Here is a 13,090-nt window from a genome sequence, read left to right on the forward strand (position 1 = left end):
CCGGTCGCGAGCCGCGCCACCGCCACGAAGGACCGCGGCCCGTCGGGCGCGCCGGCCAGGTAGGCGCGCCGCGCCAGCGCCTCGACGCGCGGCAGGCGTTCGGGCGGCAGGGCGGCCACGAAGGCGCCGGCGATGCCCTGGCCGGTGAGCCAGGGCTCCCACCAATCGGCGAAATCCGCGAAGTCCTGGCGGATCATGATGTCGCGCTCGGTCACGTCGCGCAGCCCGGCGGCGGTGAAGAGCGCGGCGAGACGCCCCGGCGAGCCGACCGGGTCACCCCAGTAGCGTGTGCGGAAGGCCTCGCCATCCGGCTCCGCCGCGGCGACGGAATCGGCGAAGGCGCGCAGGAAGGCGAAGCCGCCGGTGAAGTCCCACATGGCCGCGGCGACGAGGCCGCCGGGCTTCGTCACGCGCGCCAGCTCCGCAACCGCCGCCGCGCGGTCGGGCACGAATTGCAGCACCAGCAGGGACAGCGCGGCATCGAAGGCGCCATCGGCATCGGGCAGGCGCGCGATGTCGCCATGGCGGAAGGTCGCCGACGGTACGCGGGCGCGCGCGGCAATCAGGAAAGGCTCGCTGATGTCCACGCCGGTGATGCGCGCTGCGGCGTCGCGCGCGGCGAGCGCCTCGGCCAGTGCGCCGGTGCCGCAGCCGGCATCGAGCACCGCGGCGCCTGGCGGCAGGCCGACCACATCGAGGAAGGGCTCGGCCAGGCGCCGACTCCAGCGGCCCATGCTGCGCTCATAGGCCTGGCCGTCGGTGGCGACATAGCCGGACACGCCGCGCTACTCCTCCATGCGGTAGCGGAAGTCGCAATGCGTCGCGCCGCCCATGATGGTCTGCGTGCGTTCGAGCTTCAGCTTCGGGTCGTAGCCCTCGCAGAAGGCGCCGTCGCGGTTGCACGACAGCACGGCTCCCAGTTCCGCGACGCCCATCTCCGTGTACATCTCGGCGTAGCGGCAGCGGGTGACGTTGAAGTCGTAGCGCGTGGCGTCGCGGCGCAGCGTCTCGATCTGCAGCGCATCGCCCTTGGTCCAGAGCGGCTGCAGCGCGATGAAGTGCTCGAGCGAGGGCTCCCCGCCCGGGCCTTCCTTCGCCATCTCGGCGGCGGTCTGCTTCGCCAGCTTGACCACGGCGCGCGACAAGATGGCCTTGGCGCGGTCCTTGCCGAGCTCGGCCGCCATTTCCTCATAGATGCCCTTGGCGAAGGCTGCCTCGATGCGGCGCTGCTCGAGAATGCCCAGGCGCTGGTCGGACATGAAAAAGCCTCCCCGTCGGTGATCCCGGCGGGGAGGCTATCGCGGCGCCGCCCCCGGGGCGAGACGCCTTCGGCGAGCGGTTTACTGCGCGTAGAGGCCCTGGTTCGTCACCACGATCCGGCTGGCGCGGCAGATGTCGACGCGTCGGATCTCGGCGGCGCGGCCGTTCTGGTAGACCACGCGGAAGTCATAGGCGCCGGCATTCGCCGCGGTGAAGTTCCAGGCGCGTCCGGGCGGCAGAACGTTCTGGCCGAGCTGGTCCACGCCCCAGTCGCTGCGGCTGGCATGGCTGAAGAACAGCTGCATCACGGTCAGGCCGGAATTGTTGACCACCTGGAAGCGCGTGTCGCAGGCGCGCACCATCGGCTGCGGCGCCACGGCGACGGGCTGCGGGATGTAGACGGTCTGCGGGGCGCAGGCCGAGACGGCGCCGGCACCGGCCAGGGCGAAGATGGCGAGGATCTTGCGGCGGAACATGGCGCGGGTCTCCCGGAGGCTCTGGCGCGCCTTGGGGCCCGCCCGTGATTTGGACGACGCCACGGTATGCAACGGAGGTTACGCGGGCAAGATGGTCCTGGCTTGCGCGGCGCGGCGCCGCCATGGTGCTGTGAAGCGCTTCGGCGGCGGGAGCGGATGCATGACGATCGGGCAGTGGTTCAGCTTCAGCGGGCGCATCAGGCGCAGGACCTTCTGGCTCGGCTACGTGCTGCCGCTGCTGATCGCCAGCATCGTCGCCAATGTACTGGACGTGGCGCTCGGGTTAGGCCCGCCACCGATGGCGGATGCGATGCCGGCGGATGCTGCGCAGGTCGGGCCGATCAACACCGTGGTGTCGATCCTGTCGATCTGGCCGATGCTGGCCGGCAGCATCAAGCGGCTGCATGACCGCAACCGTTCGGGATGGTGGATCGGCGGCTTCTACCTGCTGAGCGCGGCGGCGGGGACCGTCGCCTTCCTCAGCCTGGCGGGCGCGACGGCGGGCATGTTTATGTACCGGGACCGGCCGGTGACGCCCGAAGACGCGCAGGGCGTGGCGCTGGTCATGATCGCCGCCGGCTTGCTGGTCCTGGGGTTCGGCATCTGGCTGCTGGTCGAGACCGGCTTCCTGCGCGGCACCATCGGGGCGAACCGCTTCGGGCCCGACCCGCTGGGCGGGGACGGCGCACCACAATGGCAGCCGGGCCAGCCGCCGCAGGGCTGGCAACCGCAGCCCCCGCCCCAGGGGTGGCAGCAGCCGCAGTGGCAGCCGCCGCCGCAGCAGCAGGGCTGGCAGCCGCCACCCCAGGGCTGGCCGCCGCCGCAGGGTGCCCCGCCGCCGGGCTACGGGGCGCCGCCACCCGGCTATGGGCAGCCTCCGCCCGGTTACGGACAGCCCCCTCCGGGTTATGGGCAGCCCCCGCCGGGCTATGGGCCGCCGCCGGCGCCGGGCCCCTGGACCGGCCCCGGCCAGGGCGGCAGCGTGCCGCCGGTGCGGCGCGACTGACACCGGGCGCACGAAGGCGTCACCTTCGTGCTCCTGGGGCGTGGGCGGGCCGCAGTTGGGCCTGCGTGCGTTGGACTCCGGGGCGCTACGCCGGATCGATCGGCGCGGGCGGCGTGCCGGCGGCCTCGATGACGGCGCCGGCGGCGAGCAGCAGGTCCTCGCGGTAGCGCCCGGCGAGCAGCTGCACGCCGACCGGCACGCGGCCCACCAGCCCGGTCGTGACCGTCAGCCCCGGCAATCCCATCAGCGGCAGGCCGACCTGCGTCAGCTGCGCCTCCATGATGCGGCGGAAGGCCGCGGGGCTCTCCACATCCTCGTTGTCGCGGAAGGGCAGTTCGCCCGAGACCGGGGTGATGGCCACCGGAAAGCGCTCGAAGAACTCCATCCACAGCCGCACAAAGGTGGCGCGCTTCTGCAGCCCATCCATGAAGGCGTTGAGGTCGGGCGGCGGGCAGAGTGCTTCCATCTGCGCGAAGACGAAGGACGCGTCCGGGTCGGCTTCCTGGTGCAGCGCGGCGTTCAGGCCACGGCGCGATTCCGCCAGCCACAGCATGGCCTGAAGTGCCGCGGGTTCGCGCAGTGGCGGGGTTTCGGCTTCCTCGATGGTCCAGCCGGCGGCTTCGAGGCGGCGGGCGGCATCGCGCAGCGCATCCTGCACCGCGGGCTGCACCGCCATGCCGTCGGGGGCGAGGCACAGCGCGGCACGCTTCGGCGCGGGCGGGCCGTCCATCGGCGCACCGACCCACCAGGGGTCGCGGATGTCGCGCGCCGACATCGCGGCGAAGGCCAGGCCGACATCTGCGATGCTCCGCGCGATCGGCCCGCTGACCGCCATGAGCTGCCCACCGATGTGGCGTTCCGCGCCGGACGCATTCCACGCCGGGATGCGCCCGAGCGTGGGCCGCAGCCCATGCACGCCGCAGGCATAGGCCGGGTAGCGCACCGACCCGCCGATGTCGGTGCCATGCGCGATGGCGCCGATGCCGGCCGTGACGGCGGCTGCGGCACCGCCCGAGGACCCGCCCGGTGTGATGCCCGGATCGCGCGGGTTACGCGTATGCCCATGCAGCGAGTTGCGTGTGAACCAGCGCAGCGAGAAGGCCGGCGTATTGGTGCGCCCGAGCAGCACGGCGCCGGCCTTCCGTAGGTTCGCGACGACGGGGTTGTCCTGCTGCGCGACCAGGTCCTTCTGCAGGCGCAGGCCATTGGTGGTGGCGTAGCCCTGCTGGTCGGCATTGACCTTGATGGTGACGGGCACGCCGGCGAGCGGGCCGGGGTCCTCGCCACGCGCGAGGGCCGCGTCGACTGCCGCGGCCTGCGCCAGCACGTCCTCGGGCCGATGGTCCACCACGGCGTTGATGCGCGGATTCACGGCGTCGAGGCGGGCGAGCGCGTCGCGCGCCACCTCGGCGGCGGAGACGTCCCGCGCGCGGATGCGCTGGGCGAGGTCGGTGGCGGACAGGCGCCAGAATTCGGTCATGGAGGCATCCCGCGGCTGGTGGCGCGCGATGGGTCCGCGCGCCGTCGCGCGATGGTCCTGCGTGCCGGCGCAGCGGTCAATTCAGCCCGGCAGCCCCAGCACGTTCTTGCTCAGGATATTCCGCTGGATCTCGTTGGACCCGCCGTAGATCGTCGCCGGCCGCGCCTGGATGTACAGCCCGGTCGGGTTGAGGTTGCGGTTGCCTTCCATGGGTTCCAGCAGCCCGGCATTCTCCCCGGCGATCTCCAGCATGGTGTCGGTGATGCGCTGGAACAGCTCGGTCTGGAAGATCTTGAGCATCGAGACATCGGGGCCGAGCGTCTCGCCGCGCCGCAGCTTGTCCACGAAGGCGCCATACAGGGACTTCAGGTCCTCGAGATCCAGCCGCAGCCTTCCGTAGGTCTCCTGGAAGGCGTCGTCGTCCCACACGCCCATGCGTTCGGCGAGCTGGCGCAGCCGCGTGAAGGCATAGGCCGACAGGCGCGGCGAACCCAGGTAGATGCGCTCGAAGGACAGCAGCGCCTTCGCCATGTCCCAGCCGCGGTTCGGCGTGCCCACCAGGTTCTTCGCCGGCACGCGGACGTTGTCGAAGAATACCTCGCAGAACTCGTCATGGTATTCGAGGTTGATGATCGGCTTCACCGTGATGCCCGGTGTCGCCATGTCGACCAGCAGGAAGGAGATGCCCTCCTGCTTCTTCGCCGCCTTGTCGGTGCGCACCAGCAGGAAGCACCAGTTGGCGTCCATCGCCAGCGTGGTCCAGATCTTCTGGCCATTGACGATGTAGTGGTCGCCGTCGAGCACGGCTTCCGTGCGCAGCGCCGCCAGGTCCGATCCTGCGTTCGGCTCGGAATAGCCCTGGCACCAGATGTGCTCGCCGCTCAGGATCTTCGGCAGGAATTCCTGCTGCTGTTCCGGCGTGCCGTGGTTGATCAGCAGCGGGCCGACCATGACGATGCCGTGGTCGTTCGTGCGCGCGCAGCCGTGGCGCTCGATCTCTTCGGTGAAGATGATCTGCTTGGCGGGCGACAGGCCGAGCCCGCCGAACTGCCGCGGCCAGCCGGGGCACAGCCAGCCCTTCTCGGCCAGCTTGAAGTACCAGGGCTTGTTCTCCTCCCAATGCAGGCGCTTGGGCGGGTTGCGCAGCTCAGGCGGGTAGTTGGCCTCGATCCAGCGGCGCACATGCGTGCGGAAGGTGTCGTCGTCGAGCAGGTTGAGGTCCTGTGGCTCGTTCGGCGTGATGGCGACCATCGGTTCAGCCTCCGGCGAAGTTCGGCTTGCGCTTCTCGAGGAACGCCGCGCGGCCTTCCTGGAAATCGCGCGTGGTGAAGAGCAGGCCCTGGAAGGTGGCCTCGTCGGCGAGCGCCTCGTCGAGGCCCTCGGACAGGATCTTCTTGGTGAGCTCGATCGGCCCCGCGGCCTCGGCGGCGAGGAAGCGCGCCTTCTCAAGCGCGACCTCCAGCGCCTTGCCGGGAGGTGCCACGAAATCCACCAGGCCGATGCGCTCGCCTTCGGCCGCGCCCGTCACCTCGTGGTAGAACAGGATGCGCCGCGCGCGGCCGACGCCCACGCGGCGCGGCAGGAAATAGGGCAGGCCCATGTCGGACATCAGGCCGATCTTGTGGAAGCCGGCGACGAAGCGGGCATCCTCGGCCGCGACAACAGTGTCGCACGCACACGCCACCGCCATGCCGGCACCCGCCGCCCAGCCTTCCACGGCCGCGACCAGCGGCTTCGCGCCGCGCGCCATCAGCCGCACCAGGCGATGCGTCCGCCGCATCCGGTCGCGCCCGTCGAGCGCGGTGCCGACATTCATGTTCGAGATGTCGCCGCCCGCGCAGAAGGTCCCGCCCGCGCCGGTGATGACGATGGCGCGCACGGCCTTGTCGTCATGCGCGCGCTCGATCGCTTCCTCCAGCGCTTGCCGAACACCGGGGCCGATCGCGTTCTTGCGCGACGGGTAGTCGATGGTGAGGATCAGGACGTTGCCGTCCATCTCCTCCCGAACGCGTGCCGCCTCGCTCATTCCACATCCTCCGGCGCCAGGGCCATGAAGCGCCGCCGGTGCAGCGTGGCCGAGCCGTACTGGTTCATGATGACCATGCCGCGGCGCAGATAGAGCCCGACATCGTATTCGTCGGTGTAGCCGATGCCGCCATGCAGCTGGATGCATTGCCGCAGCACCAGCATCCCGGACTCCGCCGCGCGGTGCTTCGCCTTGGACACGGCCGCCTGGCGGACCGCGCCGGTCGCACCCGAATCCAGCACGGCGGCCGCCGATTCCACCGCCGCGCGCGTCAGCGCGATATGCACCTTCAGATCCGCTGCGCGATGCTGCAGCGACTGGAAGGTGCCGATGATCCGCCCGAACTGCTGGCGCGTCTTGAGATAGGCCAGCGTCATCTCGAAGGCGCGTTCCATCAGGCCGAGCATCAGCCCCGCGGTCGCCAGCGCCGCCTCGTCCAGCGCCTGCTCGATCACCGCGCCGACGTCGTCTGCCACGCGGGTTGCGCGCGACAGGTCGGCGCGCAGCGTGCCGATGTTCCCGCCATCCATCGCCTTTTCCAGCGTGAGATCGGCCCCCGCGGCGGGCAGCGCATACAGCGCGATGCGGTTCGCCTCGCGCACCGGCAGCAGGAAGGTGTCGGCACCGGCGGCCATCGGGATGAAGACACGCGGCGCGTCGGGCGTGCCGGGCACCGCCAGCGTATCGGCACGTTCCTGCCAGGCGGTCAGCACGACCTTCTCGCCGGCCAGCAGCGCGGCCAGCAAGGCGCTGTCGTCCCCCGCCGCGAGCAGCCGGGCGGAGAGCATCGCCGGCACCAGCGGCTCGGGTGCGAGGCTCGCGCCGATCTCCTCGGTGAGCGCCACCGCCTCGCTCATGCCCAGGCCCGCCCCGCCCGCTGCCTCGGGCACCGCCAGGCTGATCCAGCCCAGCGCGCCCATCTCGGCGAAGACCGCGCGGTCGAAGCCCGGCGTGGTGAACCGCAGCGCGCGCACGCGCTTGCTGTCGCCGCCGCGCGGCGCGACCGCACCGGCGCTGTCGCGGATCATGCGGATGGATTCGGTGCGGTCGTCGCTTGCTGCGCTCATCGTTTCCTCGACTGCCGGGGTTGGCCCCGTGTCCGCGCGCCGAGCGGCGCGCGCTTCGTCACTGGGTGTGCAGCACCGCGCCGGAGGCGGCCTGCGCCTGCTCCAGCGACACGCCCGGTGCCAGGTCCACCACCACGAAGCCCTTGTCGGGCGTCACGTCGAAGACGCCCAGATTGGTGTAGACGCGCTTGACCGCGCGCGGCGTGGTCAGCGGATAGCCGCAGCGCTCCACCAGCTTCGGGCGGCCGTCCTTGGTGGTGTGCTCCATGATCACCCAGAGCCGCTTCGCCCCGGCGCCGAGGTCCATCGCCCCGCCCACCGCCGGCGCGCTGTCGTTCTCGCTGGTCGCCCAGTTCGCGATGTCGCCGTTCTGCGCCACCTCGAAGGCGCCGAGCACGCACAGGTCGATATGCCCGCCGCGGATCATCGCGAAGCTGTCGGCATGGTGGCAGTAGGACCCGCCCGGGCGCAGCGTGACCGCCTGCTTGCCGGCATTCACCAGCCAGGGGTCCACCTTGTCCTTCGCCGGGGCGGGACCCATGCCGAGGATGCCGTTCTCGGAATGCAGGATCACCTCGCGGTCGAGCGGCACGTAGTCGCCGACCATGGTCGGGATGCCGATGCCAAGATTCACGTACCAGCCCTCGGGGATGTCCTGCGCCAGGCGCGCGGCCATGGCCTTGCGGTCGAAGCCCTGCATGTTCCCGTCCTCCTGTCCCGACGATTACGCCCAGGCCGGCCCGCGATCCACATGGATCACGCGATGCACGAAGATGCCCGGCGTGTGCACGTTCTCCGGCACGATCTCGCCCAGGTCGCGGATGTGCGAGACCTGCGCGATGGTGAGGTCCGCCGCCATCGCCATCACCGGATTGAAGTTCCGGCCCGAGGCGCGATAGGTCAGGTTGCCCCAGCGGTCGCCCTCCCAGCCTTCCACCAGCGCGACATCGCCCTTGAGCGCGTGCTCCATGACGTAGGTGCGGCCGTTGAACTCGCGGTGCTCCTTGCCGTTCGCCAGGATCGTCCCGACCGAGGTCGCGGTGAAGAAGGCCGGCACGCCGGCACCGGCCGCGCGCATGCGCTCGGCCATGGTGCCCTGGGGGACGATCTCGAGCTCGATCTTCCCCGCACGGTACAGCTCCTCGAACACGACGGACCCGGCGGAGCGCGGGAAGGAGCAGATGATCTTGCGCACGCGGCCGAGCTCCATGAGCTTCGCCAGCCCCACGCGCCCGTTGCCGGCGTTGTTCGCCACGCAGACCAGGTCCTTGGCACCCTGTTCGATCAGCGCCTCGATCAGCTCGTCGGGCTGGCCCACCGCGCCGAAGCCGCCGATCAGCACGGTCGCGCCGTCCTTGATGCCTGCCATGGCGTCGGCCATGGATTGAACGATCTTGTTGATCACCTCTGTCAGCCCTCCGCGCCGCGCATCGCGGCGTTCAGTGCCGCACCCGGCGGCACGGTCGCAAGTCTCGGCAGGTCGCCCGCCACCATCGCCTGGCCGAGCTCCATCGCATGCAGGTAGGCGGCCCGCGCGATCAGGCCACCGGCGCTCACGCGGCGAACGCCGGCCGCCGCCAGCTCCGAAAGGGGCACCAGCCCCGCGCGCGGCCCGATCAGCACGTTGACCGGCTTCGGCGCCACCGCCGCCACCGCGGCGCGGATCGCCGCCATGTCCGGCAGGGCAGGGGCGTAGAGGCAATCCGCGCCAGCCTCGGCGAAGGCGACCAGCCGTCGGATGGTGTCGTCCAGGTCCGGCCGTCCGAACAGGAAATTCTCCGCCCGCGCGGTGAGCACGAAGGGCCGTGCGATGGCACGCGCCGCCTGCACGGCTGCGCGGATCCGCGCGACCGCGTCGTCGAAGCCATGGATCGGCGACGCCGGATCGCGCGTCGTGTCCTCGATGGTGCAGCCGGCCAGGCCCGCCTCGGCCGCGGCGCGCACGGTGCGCGCGCAATCCTCCGGCGCCGGGCCGAAGCCGTCCTCGAGGTCGGCCGAGACCGGCAGGTCGGTCGCGCCGATCAGCACCCGCGCATTGTCGAGCGATTCCGCCAGGCTCACCGCATAGTCGCGCCGCCCGAGCTGCCAGGCGATGCCGGCCGAGGTGGTGGCGAGCGCCACCGCCCCGCTCGCCGCCAGAACGCGCGCGCTGCCGGCATCCCAGGCATTGGGCAGCGCGAAGCAGCCCGAGGCATGCAGCGCGACGAAGCGCTCCGCGCGCTCGGCGGCGTTCACGCGGACCCCGCGTGACGGAACAACCCGTTGCTCACCACGACCTTGTCGCGTTCCACCACGCGGGCGCGGAAGGCCGCACCGCCCTCCTCGTGCCAGATCTCCGTGCGGATCGTCTCGCCCGGGAACACGGGCGAGGAGAAGCGTAGGTCCATCCGCCCGAAGCGCGCCGGATCATACCCGCACAGCGCCTTCATCAGCGCGTGGCAGACCACGCCGAAGGTGCACAGCCCGTGCAGGATCGGCTGCCTGAAGCCGGCCTTGGCGGCGACCTCGGGGTCGATGTGCAGCGGGTTGTGGTCGCCGTTCAGACGATAGACGATCGCCTGCTCCGGTCGTGTCGCCAGATCCACGGACAGGTCGGGCGCGCGCGCCGGTTCCGGATGCGGCTTCCTGATCGGCCCGGACGGCCCGCCGAAGCCGCCATCCCCGCGCGCGAAGGTGGTGCCCTCCAGTGTCGCCAGCTTCTCGCCGGTGCGCGCATCGGTCACGACGCGCTCGTTGTAGAGCATCGCCCCCTTGCCCGGCCCGCGATCGACGATGCTGGTGATCCGCGACCGGCCGATGATCTCGCCTTCCGCCGGCAGCGGCTTGTGCAGGATGATCGACTGCTCGCCATGCAGCACCTGCGTCCAGTCCACGCCGGTGTCGGGGTTGCGGATCCAGAATCCGGGATACCCCAGCACCACCGCCATCGACGGCATCGCCTTCAGCCGCGGCTCATACAGGAAGTCGAGCTGCTGCTGGTCCATCGGGTCCTGCCCGAGGCCGATCGAGAAATTATACAGCGCCGTGTCCTGCCAGCGGATGGTCTGGCGGATCTCCGGGATGGGGTAGTTCAGCAGGTGGTCGTGGTTGATGGTCACGGCGCGGCCTCCACCTCGATCACCGCATCGGCGGCGAAGGCGCCCTGGCCTTCGGGCAGCACCAGCAGCGGGTTCACGTCCACCGACAGCAGCCGTTCGTCGGCCCCCGCGGCGAAGCGCGACAGCGCGGCCAGCGCGCCGGCCAGCGCCTTCACATCGGCCTTCGGTCGCCCGCGCGCGCCGTTCAGCAGCGGGAAGCCCTTCAGCGCGCGGATCATCCGCTCGGCCTCGGCCTCGTCGAAGGGGCAGCGGCGGAAGGAGACATCCTTCAGGATTTCGATGAAGACGCCACCGAGGCCCACCATCGCCACCGGCCCGAAGACCGGGTCGCGCGCGATGCCCAGCGCCATCTCCACTGCGCCCTTGATCTGCTTCGCGATCAGCACGCCCTCGATGCGCGCGCCAGGCGCGCGTTCAGCCGCGCGCGCCAGCAGCGTCGCATGGGCCGCGCGCACCGCTTCCGCGTCGTTGAGGTCGAGCAGCACGCCGCCGATCTCGCTCTTGTGCAGGATGTCGGGCGAGAGGATCTTCGCCACCACCGGGAAGCCGAAGGATTGCGCGGCGGCGACGGCCTCGTCGGCCGACCCGCAGGCCTTCTCCGGCACCGCCGGGATGCCCGCGCGCGCCAGGATGCGCTTGCCCTCGGCCTCGCTCGGCGTGGTCGCGGGCAGCGCGACCTGCGGCACCACGATCTCCTCCGCGGGCGGCGCCGCGAAGGCCGCGCCGTAGCGGCCCATCGCCTCGATCACGCCGACCGCGCGCGTCGGGTCCTCGAAGACCAGGAAACCGTCGGCCTCGTATTCGCGCACCTTCTCGGGCGGCGCGATGCCGCACAGCACCCAGAGCCGGTCGGCGAACTTCTCGCGCGCCGCGCGCATGTACGGCCGCAGCTTGGGCGAGAGCGTGGTGGATCCCGCCGTCTGCGTCAGGAAGATCATCATCGAGCCATAGCCGCCATCGGCCGCCGTGGTCTCGAGGAACTGCGGGAACAGCTCGGTCTGGTTCACCGCCTGCGCGGTGCAGTCCACCGGGTTGCGCGGCGCGCAGAAGGAGATGAGCGAGCGCAGATGCGCCTGCGACGCCTCGGGCAGCGGCGGCATGGGCACGCCCGCCGCGTCTGCCGCGTCGGATATCAGCACGCCCGCGCCGCCGCTGACCGTGATGACGCCGAGGCTGTTGCCCACCGGATAGATCCGCTTCGTCGCCGCATAGGCGATGTCGAGCATTTGTTCGGTCGTGCTCGCCCGCACCACGCCGAACTCGTCCAGCACAGCCTGGGTGATGGTGTCGTCGCCTGCGATCGATGCGGTGTGGGACTTCGCCGCATGCCCGCCGAGCTCGGACCGCCCCACCTTCATCAGCACCACCGGCTTGCGGTTGCGCCGCGCGAGATCGAGCGCGGCGGTGAAGCGCGCGCTTTCGCGGATACCTTCGGCATAGGCACAGATCACCTCGACCTCCGGCGCCTGCGCCATCCAGCCGATCGCCTCGCCGAGCGACACGTCGGCCTCGTTGCCCGTGGTGATGCAGACCGGCGTGCCGATGCCGCGCATGCGCGAGACGGCGAAGACATGCGTGCCATAGGCGCCCGACTGCGAGGCGATGCCGATATTCCCCGGGATCGGCCAGCCCTGTTCGAAGGACAGCGAGAAGATCGGGTAGAAGTTGATGCTGGCGTTGAACAGCCCGAGGCAGTTCGGCCCCAGCAGCCGCATCCCGTGCCTGCGCGCCGCGGCCACCAGGCGGTCCTGCATGGCGGCACCGGCCTCGTCCACCTCGGCGAAGCCGGCGGTGAAGACGATGGCCGCGCGGCAGCCCTTCGCCCCCAGGTCGTCCACCGCCTGCACCGCGGCTTCGCCCGGCACCGCCACGATGGCCACGTCGGGCGCCTGCGGCAGCGCGCCGACGCTGGCGAAGGCCGGCAGCCCCTGCACGGTCGCGCGGTTTGGGTTCACCGGCAGGATGGCGCCCGCGAAGCCCTGGCGCTGCATGTAGGCAATGGGCCGCCCGCCGATCCGCGTCGCGTCGTCCGACGCGCCGATGATCGCGACCGAGCGCGGGCGCACCATGGCGTCGAGCGCCGCAAATCCCGAAGCGGTCTGCGATGGGCGCGAGTGGCCGCCTTCGGCGGGCATGGGCGTTCCTCCGGTCTGGTCGGCCGCAGGGTGGCGCCCGATGCCCGGGGCGGCAAGGGGGCCTGCCCCGCGCCGACGCGAGGGCAGCTGCGCGGGCATGAAAAAGGCCGCGACCCTGCGGCCGCGGCCCGATTCGTGGAGCGCCGTGCCTCAGGCGTCCGGCGCGACCACCGTGCAGGCGCTGCGGCTGCGCATCCGGGCGCAGGCCTGCTCGGCGGCGCTGCGCGTGAGGCCCGTGACGCGAGCGCGGTACAGCGTCGTGTTGCCCTGCCGCACCGGCGTCACCGCCGTGCGCGCGCCCATGGTCTGCACCACGTCGCGCGCCTGGTTGGCGGAGACCCGCGCCAGGTTCTCCGAGGCGAAGGCGCCGACCTGGACCGACCAGCGACTGCCCCCGGCGGCCGAAGCCGTGGCGGGCGCGACGGTGGCGGTGGCCGGCGGGGTGGGCAGCGGCGCGCGGGGCAGGGTGCTCGCCTGCGCCGTGCCGACGATCCCGCCCAGGCTGCGGAAGGGGGAGCCGGCGGGGGCGCGGCGCTCGGGCG

At 71.5% G+C, this 13,090-nt stretch carries 14 protein-coding genes; 1 reads left to right on the forward strand and 13 read right to left on the reverse strand.

What is annotated here, in order from left to right; genetic code table 11:
- The 3 genes from HW578_RS14665 to HW578_RS14675 form a co-directional block, all read right to left on the reverse strand.
- Positions 1–779 (reverse strand): class I SAM-dependent methyltransferase (locus tag HW578_RS14665; protein ID WP_198371293.1); only part of this gene is annotated, 779 nt, incomplete at its 3' end.
- Positions 780–785: 6 nt separating this feature from the next.
- On the reverse strand, positions 786–1,259 hold the full coding sequence (locus HW578_RS14670; protein ID WP_198371294.1) for an L-2-amino-thiazoline-4-carboxylic acid hydrolase: 474 nt from the start codon (positions 1,257–1,259) through the stop codon (positions 786–788).
- An 81-nt stretch (positions 1,260–1,340) separates the two neighbouring features.
- The gene (locus HW578_RS14675; RefSeq protein ID WP_198371295.1) at positions 1,341–1,736 is read right to left on the reverse strand and encodes a hypothetical protein; all 396 of its coding nucleotides are present in this window, start codon (positions 1,734–1,736) and stop codon (positions 1,341–1,343) included.
- Positions 1,737–1,896: 160 nt separating this feature from the next.
- Here HW578_RS14675 and HW578_RS14680 point away from each other — a divergent pair, with 160 nt between their 5' ends.
- A complete protein-coding gene (locus HW578_RS14680; protein ID WP_198371296.1) occupies positions 1,897–2,742 on the forward strand; it encodes a DUF805 domain-containing protein in 846 nt (281 codons plus the stop codon).
- 85 nt (positions 2,743–2,827) lie between these two features.
- Here the strand turns inward: HW578_RS14680 and HW578_RS14685 are convergent, their stop codons facing one another.
- The 10 genes from HW578_RS14685 to HW578_RS14730 form a co-directional block, all read right to left on the reverse strand.
- Complete coding sequence (locus tag HW578_RS14685) at positions 2,828–4,222, reverse strand: amidase family protein (RefSeq protein ID WP_198371297.1); 1,395 nt, start codon at positions 4,220–4,222, stop codon at positions 2,828–2,830.
- Between the two features lie 81 nt (positions 4,223–4,303).
- Positions 4,304–5,473 (reverse strand): acyl-CoA dehydrogenase family protein, encoded by a 1,170-nt coding sequence (locus tag HW578_RS14690; RefSeq protein ID WP_198371298.1) that lies wholly within the window; start codon positions 5,471–5,473, stop codon positions 4,304–4,306.
- 4 nt (positions 5,474–5,477) lie between these two features.
- Positions 5,478–6,248, reverse strand: coding sequence for an enoyl-CoA hydratase/isomerase family protein (locus HW578_RS14695; RefSeq protein WP_198371299.1), 771 nt, complete (start codon positions 6,246–6,248; stop codon positions 5,478–5,480).
- Positions 6,245–7,315 carry an acyl-CoA dehydrogenase family protein gene (locus HW578_RS14700; RefSeq protein WP_198371300.1) on the reverse strand — a complete coding sequence of 357 codons (1,071 nt, stop codon included), beginning with the start codon at positions 7,313–7,315 and terminating at the stop codon, positions 6,245–6,247. Before HW578_RS14700 ends, HW578_RS14695 begins: the two co-directional genes overlap by 4 nt.
- 58 nt (positions 7,316–7,373) lie before the next feature.
- Entirely contained in the window at positions 7,374–8,015 is a 642-nt protein-coding gene (locus tag HW578_RS14705) for a 3-oxoacid CoA-transferase subunit B (protein WP_198371301.1), read from the reverse strand.
- Positions 8,016–8,039: 24 nt separating this feature from the next.
- Entirely contained in the window at positions 8,040–8,720 is a 681-nt protein-coding gene (locus HW578_RS14710; RefSeq protein ID WP_198371302.1) for a 3-oxoacid CoA-transferase subunit A, read from the reverse strand.
- A 5-nt stretch (positions 8,721–8,725) separates the two neighbouring features.
- Positions 8,726–9,550 carry an isocitrate lyase/PEP mutase family protein gene (locus HW578_RS14715; RefSeq protein WP_198371303.1) on the reverse strand — a complete coding sequence of 275 codons (825 nt, stop codon included), beginning with the start codon at positions 9,548–9,550 and terminating at the stop codon, positions 8,726–8,728.
- Positions 9,547–10,413: a MaoC family dehydratase gene (locus HW578_RS14720; RefSeq protein WP_198371304.1), complete on the reverse strand. Its 867-nt coding sequence runs from the start codon at positions 10,411–10,413 to the stop codon at positions 9,547–9,549. The genes HW578_RS14715 and HW578_RS14720 overlap by 4 nt, the downstream gene beginning before the upstream one ends.
- Complete coding sequence (locus HW578_RS14725) at positions 10,410–12,548, reverse strand: acetate--CoA ligase family protein (protein ID WP_198371305.1); 2,139 nt, start codon at positions 12,546–12,548, stop codon at positions 10,410–10,412. Before HW578_RS14725 ends, HW578_RS14720 begins: the two co-directional genes overlap by 4 nt.
- 150 nt (positions 12,549–12,698) lie before the next feature.
- The coding region (locus HW578_RS14730) for an SPOR domain-containing protein (RefSeq protein WP_198371306.1) at positions 12,699–13,090 on the reverse strand (392 nt) is incomplete at its 5' end.

This window comes from Roseomonas rosulenta (assembly GCF_016106005.1).
GTDB lineage: Bacteria > Pseudomonadota > Alphaproteobacteria > Acetobacterales > Acetobacteraceae > Neoroseomonas > Neoroseomonas rosulenta.

What these genes read in the sequence shown, in the direction of transcription:
- HW578_RS14670 (WP_198371294.1), bottom strand. Translation starts at nt 1,259, where the DNA reads ATGTCCGACCAGCGCCTGGGCATTCTCGAGCAGCGCCGCATCGAGGCA.
- HW578_RS14675 (WP_198371295.1), bottom strand. Translation starts at nt 1,736, where the DNA reads ATGTTCCGCCGCAAGATCCTCGCCATCTTCGCCCTGGCCGGTGCCGGC.
- HW578_RS14680 (WP_198371296.1), top strand. Translation starts at nt 1,897, where the DNA reads ATGACGATCGGGCAGTGGTTCAGCTTCAGCGGGCGCATCAGGCGCAGG.
- HW578_RS14685 (WP_198371297.1), bottom strand. Translation starts at nt 4,222, where the DNA reads ATGACCGAATTCTGGCGCCTGTCCGCCACCGACCTCGCCCAGCGCATC.
- HW578_RS14690 (WP_198371298.1), bottom strand. Translation starts at nt 5,473, where the DNA reads ATGGTCGCCATCACGCCGAACGAGCCACAGGACCTCAACCTGCTCGAC.
- HW578_RS14695 (WP_198371299.1), bottom strand. Translation starts at nt 6,248, where the DNA reads ATGAGCGAGGCGGCACGCGTTCGGGAGGAGATGGACGGCAACGTCCTG.
- HW578_RS14700 (WP_198371300.1), bottom strand. Translation starts at nt 7,315, where the DNA reads ATGAGCGCAGCAAGCGACGACCGCACCGAATCCATCCGCATGATCCGC.
- HW578_RS14705 (WP_198371301.1), bottom strand. Translation starts at nt 8,015, where the DNA reads ATGCAGGGCTTCGACCGCAAGGCCATGGCCGCGCGCCTGGCGCAGGAC.
- HW578_RS14725 (WP_198371305.1), bottom strand. Translation starts at nt 12,548, where the DNA reads ATGCCCGCCGAAGGCGGCCACTCGCGCCCATCGCAGACCGCTTCGGGA.